This window comes from Dactylosporangium aurantiacum, from assembly GCF_000716715.1.
Classification (GTDB): Bacteria; Actinomycetota; Actinomycetes; order Mycobacteriales; family Micromonosporaceae; genus Dactylosporangium; species Dactylosporangium aurantiacum.
Window position 1 is genome coordinate 190179 of record NZ_JNYJ01000007.1, and the last position, 16033, is coordinate 206211.

Consider the following 16033-nt stretch of genomic DNA (forward strand, 5'->3'; position numbering starts at 1 on the left):
CCGGTCTGCTCACACTCGTACAAGCCCCCGCTGGTCCGACCCGGCCAGCTTCTGCCGCCCGCCGCTCCTCGCCGCCGGGTCTCGTCGAGTTTCCGCCCACCGGACGATCCCCGGCGGGCTGCTATCGTGAACCGCCGGCGTTGCCGACCCACACGGCGCCGCGCCATCCCGCCACCACTAGGCCGACGGCAAACGCAAGCAGCGCAAACTACCGAGAGCGACACGGTCGGAGATCAACTTGCTCCGGTGAGCTAGGGTGCTGATAGAGCTGCCCAGCGCCACCCGGGTCGGACGACCCCGCAAACGCCTGTTCCTCCGACCGTGCCCCGACAACGCATTCCTGTTAGGCCGAGTGCCGACGCCTTCGGCCCTGTCGCCCGCCTACGCCTTCGGCCCTGTCGCCCGCCTACGCCTTCGGCCCGTCGCCGTCCTTCGGCGACTCGCCCGGCCCACCGGCAGCGGTCGCATCGCCAGGCGTGCCGTCACTGGTCGTGCCGTCACTGGTCGTGCCGTCGCCGGCGGTCGCGTCGGGCGAGGTCGCGCCGGCAGCGGCACCGCCGGAGGAGGCACCGCCGGAGGAGGCACCGCCGGAGGAGGCACCACCGGAGGAGGCACCGCCCGTGGAAGGCCCGCCCGCGGAGGTCTCACCCGCAGCGGCTCCACCAGCCGAGGCGCCGCCCGCAGGCGTCTCGTCGGTGGACGCTTCACCCGTGGAAGGCCCACCCGTGGAAGGCCCGCCAGCCGCGCCCCCGTCGGCGAACACGTCGTCGCCGAAGCCGAGGTCGCTCAGGTCCAGCTGCGTCCGGGCGAACAGGTCCGGGTCCGCGAACGCCTCCTCGTCAGGCAGCAGGTCGGGGTGGTCCCAGAGCGCGTCGCGGCCGGCCACGCCGCGGTGCTCGGCCAGGGCGGCCCACAGCGCCGTCGCCTCGCGCAGGCGGCGGGGGCGCAGCTCGAGGCCGACCAGGGCGGCGAAGGTCTGCTCAGCCGGCCCGCCCGCGGCCCGGCGGCGGCGGAAGGCCTCGGAGAGGCGGACCACGTCGGGGAGGCGGTCGCCGGCGGCGCGGTCGACGACGTGGCAGACCCAGCCCTCGATCAGGGCCAGCGCGGTCTCCAGCCGGGCCAGGGCGGCCCGCTGCTGCGGCGTGTCCTCAGGGGTGAAGATGCCCTCCAGGACGAGCTCCTGCGGGTCGCTGCCCAGCGTCGTGGGGTCGATGCGGCTCATCGCCTCCTCGATCGCCTCGCGATCGACGTGGATGCCCGCCGCGTACGCCTCGACGGCGGCGAAGACGTGCCCGCGCAGCCACGGGACGTGGCCGAAGAGTCGCTGGTGGGCGGCCTCACGAAGGGCGACGTACAGGCGCACCTGGTCGTCGGGGATCTCCAGGCCGCGGCCGTACTCGGCGATGTTGGCGGGGATCAGCGCGGCCGAGCCGGCCGGGCCCAGGGGCAGGCCGATGTCGCCGGCGGAGAGGACCTCGGCGGCGAGGGAGCCCAGGGCGGTGCCCAGCTGACCGCCGAGCAGCGCGCTGCCGAGCGACGCGACCATCGAGGTCATCGGGCCCATCTGGGCGCGCATCTCCTCTGGTACGAGCTCCGTCATCGCCGACACCATGCGGGCCGCGACGGGGTCGCACAGCTTGCGCCACACGGGCAGCGTCGTGTTGAGCCACTCGCCGCGGCTCCAGGCGGCCGTCGACCGGACCCCCGAGGGCAGCGCCGACTCGGGGTCGAGCCACAGGTCGGCGAGGCGCAGCGCCTCGATGACGGCGGCGCGCTCGGCCGGGGTCACCGACGGGTCACCGACCGGTTTCGCCGCGTCAGGGTCGGCCGTGTTCGCTGGTGGCGTAACCACCGCGCCCGGCATCGCGAAGCCGACCGGGAACTGGGCGATGCCGCCGGCGGGTCCGCCACCGGTCAGATGCGCCTGCGCGAGCTGACGGGCCAGATCCCAGTTGACCGGGCCGCCGCCGGGCGTGGCGAACAGTTGCTGCAGCTGGCTCAGGAATTGCTGCATCTGGCGCGGATCGTTGGGATCCGGCACCTCGCCGCCGGGCGGACCGAAGCCGAACGGGATGTCTGCGGGCATGTCCCAAAGGTACTCGCTTCCTATGCACGAAAACTGAGAGCGCTAGGCTCGCCGCCATGAGACGTCGTGGCGTGACCGTGTTGGTCGGCGCGTTGCTGCTGCTGGTCCTGTCCTGGCAGACGACCGTGCTGAAGGTGCCCTACGTCGAAATGGGGCCCGGACCGACGTACAACACGCTCGGCACCGGCGACGACGGCAAGCCGATCATCAATGTCAGTGGGGCGCCGGTGACGAAGTCCGCCGGGCAGCTGCGGATGACGACGGTCTCGGTCCAGCCGCAGATGACGTTGCTCGAGGCGATGATCGGCTGGTGGCAGGACGACCGCGCGGTGGTGCCGCGTGAGCTGATCTACCCGCCGAACCGCACGGAGCAGCAGGTCGAGGAAGACAACAAGAAGGACTTCCAGGCGTCGCAGTCCTCCGCGGAGACCGTCGCGCTGCGCAAGCTCGGCTACCCGGTCCTGGTCGCGGTCGACGAGGTGTCCGCCGGCTTCCCGGCCGAGGGACAGCTGGCGAAGGGCGACGTCATCACCAGCATCGACGGCACGCCGGTGACGTCGCTGCCGAAGCTGACGGAGCTGGTGCGGGCCAAGCCGGCCGGCACGCCGCGGCAGGTCGAGTTCACGCGCGGCACGGAGAAGCGTTCGGCGTCCATCGCCACGAAGGCCGGCGACGACGGCAACCCGCGTCTCGGGGTCACGGTCAAGTCCTCGCAGCCGCACCCGTTCGAGCTGTCGATCCAGCTGGACCGCATCGGCGGGCCGTCGGCGGGGCTGATGTTCACGCTCGGCATCATCGACACCATCAAGGAAGAGGACCTGACCGGCGGGATCATCATCGCCGGCACGGGCACCATCGACGAGGAAGGCAACGTCGGGCCGATCGGCGGCATCCCGCAGAAGCTGGTCGCGGCGAAGGCGGCGAAGGCCAAGGTCTTCCTCACCCCGGCGGCCAACTGCGCGGAGGCCGTCGCCAATGCCCAGCCGGGCCTGCCATTGATCAAGGTCAGCACGGCCGACGAGGCGCTCGCCGCGCTCGAGCAGTTGCGGGCCGGTCGTACACCACCCGTGTGCAGCAAATGACTACGCTGAACGGGTTTCCATACGCGAACGGGCGGAGCCGACCGTGGTAATGCGTAATCCGATGACCAGGGTGAGCCGACGTGGTCGGGTCACGATCGTCGTGCTGGCGGTCGTCTTCCTGCTCTTCACCCTCTTCGACCGGGTGGTCGGTGCCTGGGCCGACTACCTGTGGTTCTCCGAGGTCAAGTACACCGGGGTCTTCTCGACGGTGCTCACGACCCGCCTGTGGATGTTCCTCATCTTCGGTGCGGCGGTCGGGCTCGTCATCGCCGGCAACCTGTACCTGGCGTACCGGACCCGCCCGCTGCTGCGGCCGCACTCCGCGGAGCAGCACGCCCTGGACCGCTACCGGCTCTTCCTGCTGCCGCACATGACGATCTGGATCGTCGCCGTCGCCGGGCTCATCGGGCTGTTCTCCGGGCTGTCCGCGCAGGGGCACTGGCAGGAGTGGCTGCTGTTCAGCAACAGCACCCCGTTCGGGCAGACCGACGCCCAGTTCAAGGTCGACCTGAGCTTCTACGTGTTCGAATACCCGTTCTGGCGGTACCTGCTGGGCGTCGCCTTCACCGCGGTCGTCTTCTCGCTGCTGGGTGCCCTGGCGCTGCACTACCTCTTCGGCGGGGTCCGGCTGCAGGGCGCCGGTGAGCGGATGACGACCGCCGCGCGCGCCCACCTGACCGCGCTGGTCGCCACGTTCGTGCTGCTCAAGGCCGCCGCGTACTACCTGGACCGGCGCGGGCTGCTGCTCGACAAGTTCCCCACCCAGGACCTGTACGGCGCCGGGTACACCAACGTCAACGCGCTGCTGCCGGCGAAGGAGATCCTCGCGTGGATCTCGATCGTCGTGGCGATCGCGATCCTGGTGTTCTCCAACGCGTTCATGCGCAACCTGGTGTGGCCCGGGCTGGCGCTGGGCCTGCTGGCCCTGTCGGCGGTCGCGGTCGGCGGCATCTACCCGGCCGCGGTGCAGTCGTTCACCGTCAAGCCCAGCCAGCTGCAGAAGGAGGCGGAGTACTTCCAGCGCAGCATCGACGCCACGAGACTCGCGTACGGGTTGAACACGGTGCAGGTCAAACCGTACGCGTCGAGGGCGGAGAAACCCCCGACGAACCTGCCGTCGGTGGACGAGACGGTCACCAACATCCGCCTGCTCGACCCGACCGTCATTGGTGAGACGTACACGCAGCAGCAGCAGGTCCGCGGCTTCTACGAGTTCAACCCGAAGCTCGACATCGACCGGTACACCATCGGCGGCAAGACCCAGGACTACGTCGTCGGCGTCCGTGAGATCAACTACGCGTCGCTGCAGCAGAACAACTGGCAGAACCGGCACTCGGTGTACACCCACGGCTACGGCTTCGTCGCCGCGCCGGCCAACCAGGTCGTCTGCAACGGGCAGCCGTTCTACGTCTCGGGCTTCCTCACCGAGCAGACCAAGCCGGTCGGCGACCAGGGCCAGCAGTGCGCGTCGCAGACGGACCTGATCCCGGTCAGCCAGCCGCGGATCTACTACGGCGAGCAGATGGGCGACGTCTACGCGATCACCGGCCGGGCCGGCAGCGGCGGCGGCGGGGCCGAGTTCGACCGTCCCACCGCCAACGCCGGCGACCAGTACTCCAGCTACGAAGGCTCCGGCGGCGTCGCGGTCGGCTCCTACTGGCGGCGGCTGCTGTACGCGGCGTACTTCCGCGAGACGAACTTCCTGCTCTCCGGCGTCTTCAACGACAACTCGAAGGTGCTGTACGTGCGCGACCCCGAGGACCGGGTCCGCAAGATCGCGCCGTTCCTGACGCTGGACAGCGACCCGTACCCGGCCGTCGTCGACGGCAAGATCCAGTGGATCGTGGACGGCTACACCACGTCGGCGACGTACCCGTACTCGCAGCGCCTCGACTGGAACACCGCGATCCAGGACTCCTCGACCAACAGCCGGATGTTCCCCGAGCCGCGCCAGGACGTGTCGTACCTGCGCAACTCGGTGAAGGCGACGGTCGACGCGTACACGGGCGAGGTCACCCTGTACGCGTTCGACGAGAGCGACCCGATCCTCAAGGCGTGGAACAAGGCGTTCGGCAACAAGCTGGTCAAGCCGCGGTCGGCGATCTCGGCGTCGCTGCAGGACCACCTGCGGTACCCCGAGGACCAGTTCAAGGTCCAGCGTGACCTGCTCAGCCGCTTCCACGTGACCACGCCCAACGGTTTCTTCTCCGGCCAGGACTTCTGGGAGGTGCCGAAGAACCCGGCGAACCCGACCGCGGACCAGCCGCCGTACTACATCGTGGCCAAGCTGCCCAACCAGGAGAAGTCCCGGTTCCAGCTGACCACGGCGCTCGCGCCGCGCAGCCGGGGCAACCTGGCCGCGCTGATGTCGGCGTCCTACGTGGACGGCAAGCCCGTGTTCGAGATCCTGGAGCTGCCGCCGGACACCGCGGTCCAGGGTCCGGCGCAGATGCACAGCACCATGACCGGCATCGCCGAGGCCAGACGCGAGATCACCCAGTTCAGCTCCAACAACTCCGAGGTGATCTACGGCAACCTGCTGACCCTGCCGGTCGCCGACGGCATGCTGTACGTCGAGCCGATCTACCTGCGCACGAAGAGCGACAAGACGTTCCCGACGCTGCAGAAGGTCCTCGTCGCGTACGGGCCGAACTACAAGGCGTATGCCAACACCCTCGCCGACGGCCTCGCCGAACTGGTGAAACAGGCGACCGGCCAGGCACCCGTCCCCGGAACCGGTGACAACACCGACCCCGGCACCCCACCGGGTGGCAACCCCACCGGCTCGCCGCAGGTACAGGAAGCGATCAACGCCATGAACAAGGCGATCGCCGACCTGAAGGCCGCCCAGGTCGCCGGCGACTTCGAGGCGTACGGCCGGGCGCTCAAGGCCCTGCAGGACGCCATCGGCCGGTACGAGGCGGCATCGAAGGCGGCGACACCGGCCCCGTCGACGAGCGCCTCACCCGGCGCCCAACCCAGCGCGTCGACAAGCGCCAATCCGTCGGCATCGGTGACCCCGGCCCCGTCCGGCTGACCCCGCGCACCAAAGGGCCGCCGCACCTCGGTGCGGCGGCCCTTTGCACGTTCACCCGCACCCTCCGACGTGACGGCGGACACGGTCACCCGTAAGCGATTTGGATGTGGTGACGGGGGTGCGCTAACCTGGACAAGCCGACGCGGGGTGGAGCAGCTCGGTAGCTCGCTGGGCTCATAACCCAGAGGTCGCAGGTTCAAATCCTGTCCCCGCTACAACTAGCACGAAGGCGCGGTTCCTCTCCGGAGGGCCGCGTTTCTGCTTTTCGGGCGGGGCTGAGCGAGGACCCGCTCACCGGCCTCGGGGCCGGTTTTCGGCGGAGCCCGCCGCGCGGCCGGGACGTGCGGACGCGCGTCGCCGCAGCAGCGGGCCTGCCAGCGCTGCGCGGCGATGAGGCGGCGGGTCGGCGGTGGGACGGCGATGGGACGGCGGTGGGACGGCGGTGGGACGGCGAGCGTGCGGCGGAGGGTGCGCACCGCAGCGCAGGGAGTCACGCGCAGCAGCGAGATGGCGTGACCGGTCTCGGAGTGACGCGGTCGGGGCTCGCGGCGGCCCGGTAGCGAGCGGTGTGCGCGGCGGTGCCGTGGTGTGGCCGGTCTCGGAATGACGCGGTGGGATCTCGCGGCGGCCCGGTGGCGAGCGGTGTGCGCGGCGGTGCGGTGGTGTGGCCGGTCTCGGGGTGACGCGGTCGGGGCTCGCGGCGGCCCGGTGGCGAGCGGTCTGTACGGCGGCCCGGTGGCGAGGCGCCTGTGCGGCGGCGCGGCCGGTCTCGCGATGCGGTTGGGGCTCGCGGCGGCCAGGTGGTGAGCCGCCTGTGCGGCGGTGCGATGGTGTGGCCGGTCTCGCGGTGGCGCGGCGGCCCGATGGCGAGCGGTCTGCGCGGCCGGACGTGGGGGTCTGGCGGGATGGCGCGACGTCCTGCGCGGTGGCGTGGCGGCGTGATGGCGTGGCGGGTGGCGCGATGGTGCGGCGGGATGACGCAACCATCTGTGCGGTGGCATAACGCCGCGATGGCGCGGTGGCGTGGGGTGGCGGCGCGGAGGAGCGGTGGCACAGCGGTGCGGCGACGTAGCGGCGCGGTGGCACAGCGGTGCGGTGGCACCGCGGCGGCATGGCGGGTCTGCGCAGCGATGAGATGGCGTGGTAGGTCTCGCGACGGGCCGACGGATGGTGCGGCGGTCTGTGCGGTGGCGCGTGACGTCGTGGTGGGGCGTCGTGGCGGCGTGACGGAGCGGCCTGACGTGGTGGGGCGGCGTGGTGGGGCGGCGTGGTGGTTCGCGCGGTGTGTCCGTGCAGCGACGGGGATGGCGCGGCGTGATGGGCCGCACGGTGCAGATCGCAAAGCCGCCCATGTCAGCGACGCGCGTTGGAGTCGGCATGCTCGCGGAATGTGGATCCGTATATGAGCTGGCGATCGGCCGCGTGGAGCACAACCGTACAGTGGCACGTGCTAGTGTCGGTTTCGGTCACGGCACGTGCGAGGAGCATCGAAAATGTTCGGATCAGCGATGCTCGACGAGCGTGGGGTGCGGCCCGGGACGATGGCCGCCGGGCAGGTCCATCTTGGTGGTGGGCGGGACGACGTCGCCGTCGACGAGGTGACCGTGACGCTCATGACCGTGGTCAGCGGGGTCGAGGTCGACTTCCTGCGCTGCCAGGTGTCCGCCGGGTTCACGCTGCGGGCGGGGCGGAGCCGGGCGATCCCGTTCGAGCAGCCGCTGCCGTGGGAGACACCGTTCACGCACCTCGCCGGCGGGCAGCTGCCGGCGGTCTCGGTCCGGCTGCGGACCACCGTCACCGCCGGTGGGCGGCCGAACGACGTGGGAGTGACGGCGGCGACCGTGCACCCGACGGCGGGGCAATGGCGGGTGCTCGACGCGGCGCGGCGGCTGGGGTGGGCGTTCCCGCACTGCGAGGTCCGGCAGGGCACCGTGCCCGGGGTCCGGCAGAGCGACCCGTTCCTGCAGTGGTTCGACTGCGTCGTGCGGCACGCGCCGGACCTGGTGCGGCTCACGTTCGTCGCCAACCCCGTCGGCGTCGACGTCCTGCTGGAGAGCACCGGCGGCGGGCGGCATCAGTTCGCCCTGCGCCACGACGACGAGACCACCGACCTGGCCGCGCTGCTCGAGGACCGCCTCAGCCCGTCCCACACACACTGACCGCCAAAACGGCGATCGCCGTCCCCGGCCACGAAGGCCAGGGACGCTGACCGCCACAACGGCGATCGCCGCCCCCGGCCACGAAGGCCAGGGACGGCGACCGTCCGGAGCGCACCGTCAGGCGAGCAGTTCGAGCTCCGCCAGCTGGGTCTCGGCGGCGCCGTGGTTGGCGGTCACCTGGAGCCGGTAGCGGCTGTACGCGGTCGTGTTCGGGATGACGAACGCCCTGGTCTGGCGCCGGTCGACGAAGTCGATGTTGGTGCGGGTGTCGACCGTCGTCCAGGTGACGCCGTCGTTCGAGCCCTGCAGGACCCAGTTCCTGGGGTCGCGGCCGGGCACGTCGTCGGCGGAGGTCAGGGTGTACTGCTTGACCGTCGCCGCCGCGGTGAGCTGGCAGGTGATCGTCGCGGTGGTCGCGAAGGCCAGCCACTTCGTCATCGAGGTGTCGTCGACCAGCATCGCGCGGCCCTCGGCGGTGCCGTTCTCCGCCGTGGCGGTGACGGTGCTGCCGGTCGCCCTGTCCTTCAGCTGGACCGGCGCGGCGGTCCCGCTCGTCAGCGAACCAGGGATGTTGCCGGCCCCGGTGCCCCACGACGACGGGTTCGGGCCCATCACGAAGTTCAGCGTGCCGCCCGCGGTCAGGTCCGCGTGCGTCAGGTAGTTCTTCGGGTACGCGATGCCGTTGAGGGTGGCGCTCTGGATGTACCGGTTGACGTCGCTGACACCGGGGGCGGTGACCGTGAACGTCCGGCCGTTCTCCAGGGTCATCGTCGCCTTCGGGTGCAGCGGCGCGCCGATCGCGTAGTCGGTCGAGCCCATCCGCGCCGGGTAGAAGCCCAGGGCGGAGAACACGTACCACGCCGACATCTCACCGTTGTCCTCGTCACCGAGGTACCCGTTGCCGGTGCCGGCGCCCGAGTTGTAGAGCGTGGTGAGCACCCGGCGGACCTGGTCCTGCGTCCTGGCCGGGGTGCCGGCGTAGTTGTACATGTACAGCATGTGGTGGATGGGCTCGTTGGAGTGCGCGTACTGGCCCATGTTGGTGTCGTACGCCTCGGACATCTCGTGGATGGTGCCGCCGTAGCAGCCGGGCAGGAAGTCCCGCGGCGCGGCGAGCACCGCGTCGATCTTCGCCGCCAGCTGCGCCTGGCCGCCGTACAGGTTGGCCATGCCCTGCGGGTCCTGCGGCGCGGCGGTCGCGTAGTGCCACGGCGCGCCCTCGGTGAACTCGCACCCCCACTCGTTGGGCTTGAAGTTCGCGTCGGTGGTGCGCCACGCGCCGTTGCTCTGCCTGCCGCGGAAGAAGCCGACCGACTGCGAGAAGAGGTTCACGTAGTCGAGCGCCTGGTTGCGGAAGTACGCGGCGTCCTCGGTGTACCCGAGCGCCTGCCCCATCTGGGAGATGCCGAAGTTGTTCGTCGCGTCCTCGAGGGTCCAGGCGGCCGACTCGCCGAGCACGTCGGTGGCGACGTACCCCTTGAACACCGACGTCTGGATCGCCTTGCGGCCCTTGTTGCCGGCGCCGGAGTACGTGCTGGCGTTCTTCACCATCGACGCGTACGCCGCCTGGTAGTCGAAGTTGCGGACACCCTTCACGTACGCGTCCGCGAACGCCAGGTCCTGGTTCGTGCCGACCATGATGTCGATCGAGCCGGGACCGGTCCAGCGCGGCGTCCAGCCGAAGCTCTTGTACGCGTTGACGAAACCGTCGAGCATCTCACCGGTCCGCGTCGGGGTGAGCAGCGTGTACAGCGGCCACACCGCGCGGGACGTGTCCCAGAAGCCGTTGTTCACGTACATCTGCCCGTCGTGCACCGTGTTGTCGTAGGGGCTGTGGTACCTGCGGACCCCGCCGACCAGCTCCGAGCGGTTGTTCGGGTACATGAACGACCGGTACATGTTCGAGTAGAACGTGACCTGGTTGTCGCTGGTGGCGCCCTCGATCCGGACCTTGCCGAGGGTCGCGTCCCACAGGGTCGCGGCCTCCTCCCGGACCGTGTCGAAGCTCTTCGCGCCGACCTCCTGGCTGAGGTTCGCCGCGGCCTGCGCGACGCTGATGAACGACGTGCCGATCTTCAGGGTCACCTGCTCGTTCGCGGCGGTCGCGAACCGGATCCAGCTGGTGGCGCCCTGGCCGGTGATGGTCCCGGACGCGGCGATCGCCTTGTCCACGGTCGCGGAGACGTACAGCTGCTGGCCGCGGTGGTTGATCGAGCCGGAGATGGTCTGCGCGGCGGTGTTCACGGTGAGCGAGCCGCTGGCGCTGTCGACGGTGTCGAAGAGGATCACCGAGTCCGCGGCGGACGGGAAGCGGAACCGCATCACGCCGGCGTGGTCGGTCGGGGTGATCTCCGCGGTGATCCCGTACGTGTCCAGAGAAGTCTTGTAGTAGTGCGCCTTCGCGACCTCGTTACCGTGGCTGAACGTCGACCTGCGCGCGTCCGGGGTCGACTTCACCCCGCCGGTCATCGGCATCACCTGCAGCTGCGCGTAGTCGCCGATCCAGGGGCTCGGCTCGTGGCTGATCGCGAAGCCCTGCACCGTGGTGGCCTTGTACTCGTACAGCCAGCTGTCGTTGTTGCCGTTGGTCACCGGCGTCCAGAAGTTGAACCCGTTCGGCACCGTGGTGCCGGGGAACGTGTTGCCGCGCGAGTAGCTGAAGCTCGAGTTCGAGCCGCGCCGCGTGTCGACGTAGTCCGACAGCCGGCCGGCGGTGCCGCCGTCGGCGCGGATCTGGATGTCGTCGAACCAGCCGCGGAACAGGCCCGTGTTCAGCGGCTGGTCGTAGGCGATCATGATCCGGTCGATCGTCTTGCCGGCCCGGACCGCGCCGATGTTCGACGTGACGTAGTTCCAGGTGTTGAAGGACAGGACCGAGCCGTTGCCCTGGAACGTCGGGTGCACCCGCACGCCGTGCTGGTCGACCGCGCCGGAGTCGCGCAGGTTGGTGCCGTCGGTGAACATCAGGTCGACCGCGACGTCGAGGTGCCCGCCGGACTGGGGGTACACCCAGTAGGACAACGTGCTGGCCGCACCGACCGGGATGTCGACGTCGAAGACCCGGTTGTACGAGAAGGACGTCGTCGCGCTCAGGTCGTTGCCGGAGTACAGCAGGGCGGTCGTCCCGGTGTGGGCCGTGCCGGTGCCCGGGATGCTCTCCATGCCGGTCAGCGCGCAGCAGTAGCCGCCGATGTTGGTGCTGTTCTCGACGCTGTTGGTCCAGGTCGGCTGCGGGTCGCCGGCCTCGAGGCCGGTCGACCAGTCGCCGGCGGCGGCCGCCGCGGGCTCGGTGAACACGGTGGCGCTGAGCAGGCTCGCGGCGATGGCGGCCACCGCGAGCCAGGCACGTCTGCGGGTGGTGCGGGGTCGGGGGAGTGTCATGCGGCAACCTGCCGTTCCGGTGAGGGTCGTCTCGCCGCGCCCGACATCGTTGTCAGCGCGCGTGCCAGCACCAGCCGTCGACGCTGGGATGGCGTGCGCACACCTGGCGGGGCGGCGCCGTTCAAGGGGGCGGGACGTTCCTACGGAGATTCGCGCCGATATCGAGTTTTGTCAACTCTTGACAAATCGCGGAGGGCGGGGGCGGCGCATACCGCGTCCCCCGCCCTGTCACGGGTGCTACTGCTTGAGGAAGGTCTGCGCGGCGCTGCCGTTGCAGTCCCACAGCTGCAGCCGGGCCCCGTTGCTCACCGAGCCGTTCGGGGAGTCCAGGCAGCGGCCCGACTGCGGGTTGCGCAGGGAGCCGTCGGTCTGCGGGACCCACTGCTGGGCGCCGCCGCCGTTGCAGTCCCACAGCTGGATCGGGGTGCCGTTGGCGGTGCCGTTGCCGGTGGCGTCCAGGCACCGGTTTCCGGTGTCGTCGGCGGCGACGTCGACGCACTGGCCGGCCGGGCCGTTGACGAACGTCGCGCCGGGCGACCCGCCGCCGAGGCGGAAGGTCTGCGCGCCGCTGCCGTTGCAGTCCCACAGCTGCAGCCGGGTCCCGTTGGCGGTCGAGCCGCTGGGGGAGTCCAGGCAGCGCCCCGACTGCGGGTTGCGCAGGGAGCCGTTGGCCTGCGGGACCCACTGCTGGGCGCCGCCGCCGTTGCAGTCCCACAGCTGGATCGGGGTGCCGTTGGCGGTGCCGTTGCCGGTGGCGTCCAGGCACCGGTTACGTCGACGCACCTGCCGCCGGGGCCGGTCACGTTGGCGCCGGGCGGCGGGCCGGTGGTGTTGAGCCGCTTCGAGGCCGCGATGAGCTGCTGGTTCGCGGCACGGACCCGGGCCTGGTCGAACTTGAGCACCTGCCGGTCGTAGGTCCAGAAGCCGTTGACCTCACCCTCCACGTCGAAGGGTTGCGTGTAGACCAGCCCGGCCAGCCCCCGGGTGTAGATCAGGTTGAGCGCCTGGCGTTGCAGGCTCACGTACCGGTCGGTGGCCGACGTGCCGTCCGGGTGCGTCTCGTAGATGAAGTACTGGCCGTTCGGGCTGTACTCGTGGCCGGCCGAGCGCACGCCGAGCCCGCCGTACTCGCCGAGGACCGCGGTCCTGGTGCTGGTCGGGGTGGGGGAGTTGGGGCCCACGTACCAGTGCCAGTCCATGATGTCGCCGTTGCCGGGGTCGCCCTTCGACGAGCAGCAGTTGTAGCCGCTGTGCGGGTTCACCAGGCGGGTCGGGTCCTGGTTCTTCACGTTCTGCACGACCCGGGTCGTGTCGGCCAGGTTCCACTCGCCCCAGCCCTCGTTGAACGGCACGTAGGCGATGACCGCCGGCGAGGAGCGGTGCTCGTCGACGATCTGCCCGACCTCGGTCTCCCACTGCGCGTGCTGGGCCGCGGTGCCGGGCGCCTCGCCCATGCTGGGCATGTCCTGCCAGACGAGCAGCCCGAGCCGGTCCGCGTGGTAGAACCAGCGCTGCGGCTCGACCTTGATGTGCTTGCGGACCAGGTTGAACCCCAGGTCCTTGATCTTGCCCAGGTCGGCGGCGAGGGCCGCGTCGGTCGGCGCGGTGTACAGCCCGTCCGGCCAGAAACCCTGGTCGAGCACGCCGGTCTGGAGCACGAACTGGCCGTTGAGCGTCGGCACGAGCCGGCCGTTGACCACTGCCTTGCCGACCTCGCGCATGCCGAAGTAGTGCATCGTCGAGTCGACGGTCGCGCCCGCCGCGTTGCGCAGCGAGATCCGCAGGTTGTACAGGAACGGGTCGTCCGGCGACCAGCGGCGCGCGTTGGGCACCGGGACGCTGAAGTCGGTGAAGCCGCCGGTCGCGGTGCCGACCACGGTCGTGCCGTCCATCGCCTCGGCGAGCACCGAGTGGCCGGTGACGTCGCCCCGGGTGAAGACCCGGATCCGCAACGTGTTGTTCGCGAGGTTCGGGTACAGGTCGGCGCTGAAGATCGACGAGGTCGGCGTCGGCTCCAGCCAGACGGTCTGCCAGATGCCCGACGACGGCGTGTAGGTGATGCCGCCGGGGTTGCGCACCTGCTTGCCCCGGGCGATGTTGAGCCCCGGGGTGTCCGTCGGGTCGTAGACCCGCACGACCAGCTCGTTGGTGCCGCCGTTGAGCTGCGGCGTGATGTCGAACTCGAACCGGTCGTAGCCGCCGGTGTGCCCGCCGACCTGCACGCCGTTGACCCACACGGTGGCCTGCCAGTCGACCGCGCCGAAGTGCAGCTGGACACGTCGCCCGGCCCAGCCGGCCGGCACCGTGAACGTGCGGCGGTAGAACAGGTAGAGGCGGTTGTCGTTCGCGGGCCGCTTGATCCCGGACAGCGCCGACTCGACGGGGAAGGGGACGTTGACCCGCTCCGGCAGCGTCTGACCGAAGACGGGGTTGTCGTTGGTGGTCGACTGGCGCAGCTGCCACTCACCGTTGAGGTTGAGCCAGTCGGGTCGGGTCATCTGCGGCCGCGGGTACTCCGGCAGCGGCTGGTCGGCGAGCGCCTGGCTCGTCCACGGGGTGTTCAGGGGCGCGGGCTGGGCGGGCGCGGCCGTCGCGGACGGCGCGGCGGACACCGCCGTCCCGAGGCCGAGCAGCGCGGCGAGGGCTGCGCCGAGCAGCCGTCGCCGGTGGCGCGATGGGGACATGAGGGTTCTCCTTGGCATCTCGCTGGCGGGCGGGCCATCGGTGAATGTTGATCGATATGCTAACGATGTCACACGGAAATCAACAGAACCGCTCACGAACTCAAACGATCGAACCGTAACGGAACCTTCACTGCGGAACGCCATGACCTGGGTACATAGAGGTAGCTCTTTTGTTAAAGAAAGTTAACTGATACAGTCCCTGCCCATCGATCCCATCGATGTGGAGGGCTCGCCCATGAGAGCGCAACGTCGAACCTTTGCCCTGATCGCCGGTGCGGCGGTGACGCTCGTGGCGGGCATGGTCATGGCCACCGTCACCCAGGCCGAGGCGGCCAGCAACGCCGCCGCGGCGGTCACCTGCTCCGCGCCCGCCTGGGCGGAGGGCAACACGTACACCGCCGGGACCCAGGTCACCTACAACGGCCGGCTGTACCAGGCCCTCGTCACCCACACCGCCTACGTGGGCGCCGGCTGGAACCCCGCGTCGACCCCGTCGCTGTGGACGGACCTCGGCGCGTGCACCGGCGGGACGACCAGCCCGACGCCGAGCCGGACCCCCAGCACCAGCCCCACGCCCAGCAAGACGCCGAGCACCAGCCCGACGCCGAGCCGGACGCCGAGCAGCAGCCCCACCACCTCCACGTCGCCCGGCGGCAGCACCTGCGCGGTGAAGTCGCGGCCGGCCGGCAAGGTGCTGCAGGGGTACTGGGAGAACTGGGACGGCGCGTCCAACGGCGTGCACCCCGGCCTCGGCTGGATCCCGATCACCGACACCCGGATCGCTGCTCACGGCTACAACGTGATCAACGCGGCGTTCCCCGTCATCCGCTCCGACGGCACCGTGCTGTGGGAGAACGGCATGGACGCAGGGGTCAAGGTCGCCACGCCCGCCGAGATGTGCGCGGCCAAGGCCGCCGGCGCGACGATCCTCATGTCGATCGGCGGCGCGGCCGCCGGCATCGACCTGAGCTCCAGCACCGTCGCCGACCGGTTCGTGGCGACGATCGTGCCGATCCTCAAGACGTACAACTTCGACGGCATCGACATCGACATCGAGACCGGCCTGTCCGGCAGCGGCAACATCAACACGCTGTCGACGTCGCAGGCGAACCTCATCCGGATCATCGACGGCGTGCTCGCGCAGATGCCGTCGAACTTCGGCCTGACGATGGCGCCGGAGACGGCGTACGTGACCGGCGGCAGCGTCACCTACGGCTCGATCTGGGGCTCGTACCTGCCGATCATCAAGAAGTACGTCGACAACGGCCGGCTGTGGTGGCTGAACATGCAGTACTACAACGGCAGCATGTACGGCTGCTCCGGCGACTCCTACTCGGCCGGCACCGTGCAGGGCTTCCAGGTGCAGACCAACTGCCTCAACAGCGGCCTGACCATCCAGGGCGTCACGATCCGGGTGCCCTACGACAAGCAGGTCCCGGGCCTGCCCGCGCAGACCGGCGCGGGCGGCGGCTACATGAGCCCGTCGCTGGTGTCGCAGGCGTACAACACCCAGCTCAAGGGCCTGATGACCTGGTCGATCAACTGGGACGGCTCCAAGGGCTGGACCTTCGGCGACAACGTGAGGTCGCTGCAGGGCCGGTAGA

7 protein-coding genes, 1 tRNA gene and 1 pseudogene are annotated in these 16033 nt (G+C 70.2%); 5 read left to right on the plus strand and 4 right to left on the minus strand.

Annotated elements, in window-relative coordinates:
- Positions 1-406: 406 nt before the first annotated feature.
- On the minus strand, positions 407-2086 hold the full coding sequence (locus OP18_RS09660) for a zinc-dependent metalloprotease (RefSeq protein ID WP_052386450.1): 1680 nt from the start codon (positions 2084-2086) through the stop codon (positions 407-409).
- Between the two features lie 56 nt (positions 2087-2142).
- On the opposite strand from OP18_RS09660, the gene OP18_RS09665 reads away from it, so the two are divergent.
- From OP18_RS09665 to OP18_RS09680, 4 genes are all read left to right on the plus strand, one after another.
- Positions 2143-3168, plus strand: coding sequence for a YlbL family protein (locus OP18_RS09665; RefSeq protein WP_052386451.1), 1026 nt, complete (start codon positions 2143-2145; stop codon positions 3166-3168).
- Between the two features lie 61 nt (positions 3169-3229).
- On the plus strand, positions 3230-6205 hold the full coding sequence (locus tag OP18_RS09670) for a UPF0182 family membrane protein (protein WP_245635316.1): 2976 nt from the start codon (positions 3230-3232) through the stop codon (positions 6203-6205).
- A 141-nt stretch (positions 6206-6346) separates the two neighbouring features.
- A tRNA-Met gene (locus OP18_RS09675) sits at positions 6347-6420 on the plus strand.
- A gap of 1278 nt (positions 6421-7698) precedes the next feature.
- Positions 7699-8364, plus strand: a complete 666-nt coding sequence (locus tag OP18_RS09680; protein ID WP_081970603.1) for a sporulation protein — start codon at positions 7699-7701, stop codon at positions 8362-8364.
- 117 nt (positions 8365-8481) lie between these two features.
- On the opposite strand, the gene OP18_RS09685 is transcribed toward OP18_RS09680, so the two are convergent.
- From OP18_RS09685 to OP18_RS60415, 3 genes and pseudogenes are all read right to left on the minus strand, one after another.
- Positions 8482-11745 carry a GH92 family glycosyl hydrolase gene (locus OP18_RS09685; RefSeq protein WP_033358424.1) on the minus strand — a complete coding sequence of 1088 codons (3264 nt, stop codon included), beginning with the start codon at positions 11743-11745 and terminating at the stop codon, positions 8482-8484.
- 237 nt (positions 11746-11982) lie between these two features.
- Complete coding sequence (locus OP18_RS56940) at positions 11983-12528, minus strand: RICIN domain-containing protein (protein ID WP_245635332.1); 546 nt, start codon at positions 12526-12528, stop codon at positions 11983-11985.
- Positions 12529-13472: 944 nt separating this feature from the next.
- Positions 13473-14573: pseudogene (locus OP18_RS60415) on the minus strand (sugar-binding domain-containing protein); the annotation flags it as partial.
- Positions 14574-14664: 91 nt separating this feature from the next.
- Between OP18_RS60415 and OP18_RS09695 the strand changes: the two are divergent.
- On the plus strand, positions 14665-16032 hold the full coding sequence (locus OP18_RS09695; protein ID WP_033358425.1) for a carbohydrate-binding protein: 1368 nt from the start codon (positions 14665-14667) through the stop codon (positions 16030-16032).
- Position 16033: the final 1 nt, after the last annotated feature.

Bases quoted from the DNA above. Each gene is read 5' to 3' on its own strand.
- OP18_RS09660 (WP_052386450.1), bottom strand. From the start codon at position 2,086: ATGCCCGCAGACATCCCGTTCGGCTTCGGTCCGCCCGGCGGCGAGGTG.
- OP18_RS09665 (WP_052386451.1), top strand. From the start codon at position 2,143: ATGAGACGTCGTGGCGTGACCGTGTTGGTCGGCGCGTTGCTGCTGCTG.
- OP18_RS09670 (WP_245635316.1), top strand. From the start codon at position 3,230: ATGACCAGGGTGAGCCGACGTGGTCGGGTCACGATCGTCGTGCTGGCG.
- OP18_RS09680 (WP_081970603.1), top strand. From the start codon at position 7,699: ATGTTCGGATCAGCGATGCTCGACGAGCGTGGGGTGCGGCCCGGGACG.
- OP18_RS09685 (WP_033358424.1), bottom strand. From the start codon at position 11,745: ATGACACTCCCCCGACCCCGCACCACCCGCAGACGTGCCTGGCTCGCG.
- OP18_RS09695 (WP_033358425.1), top strand. From the start codon at position 14,665: ATGAGAGCGCAACGTCGAACCTTTGCCCTGATCGCCGGTGCGGCGGTG.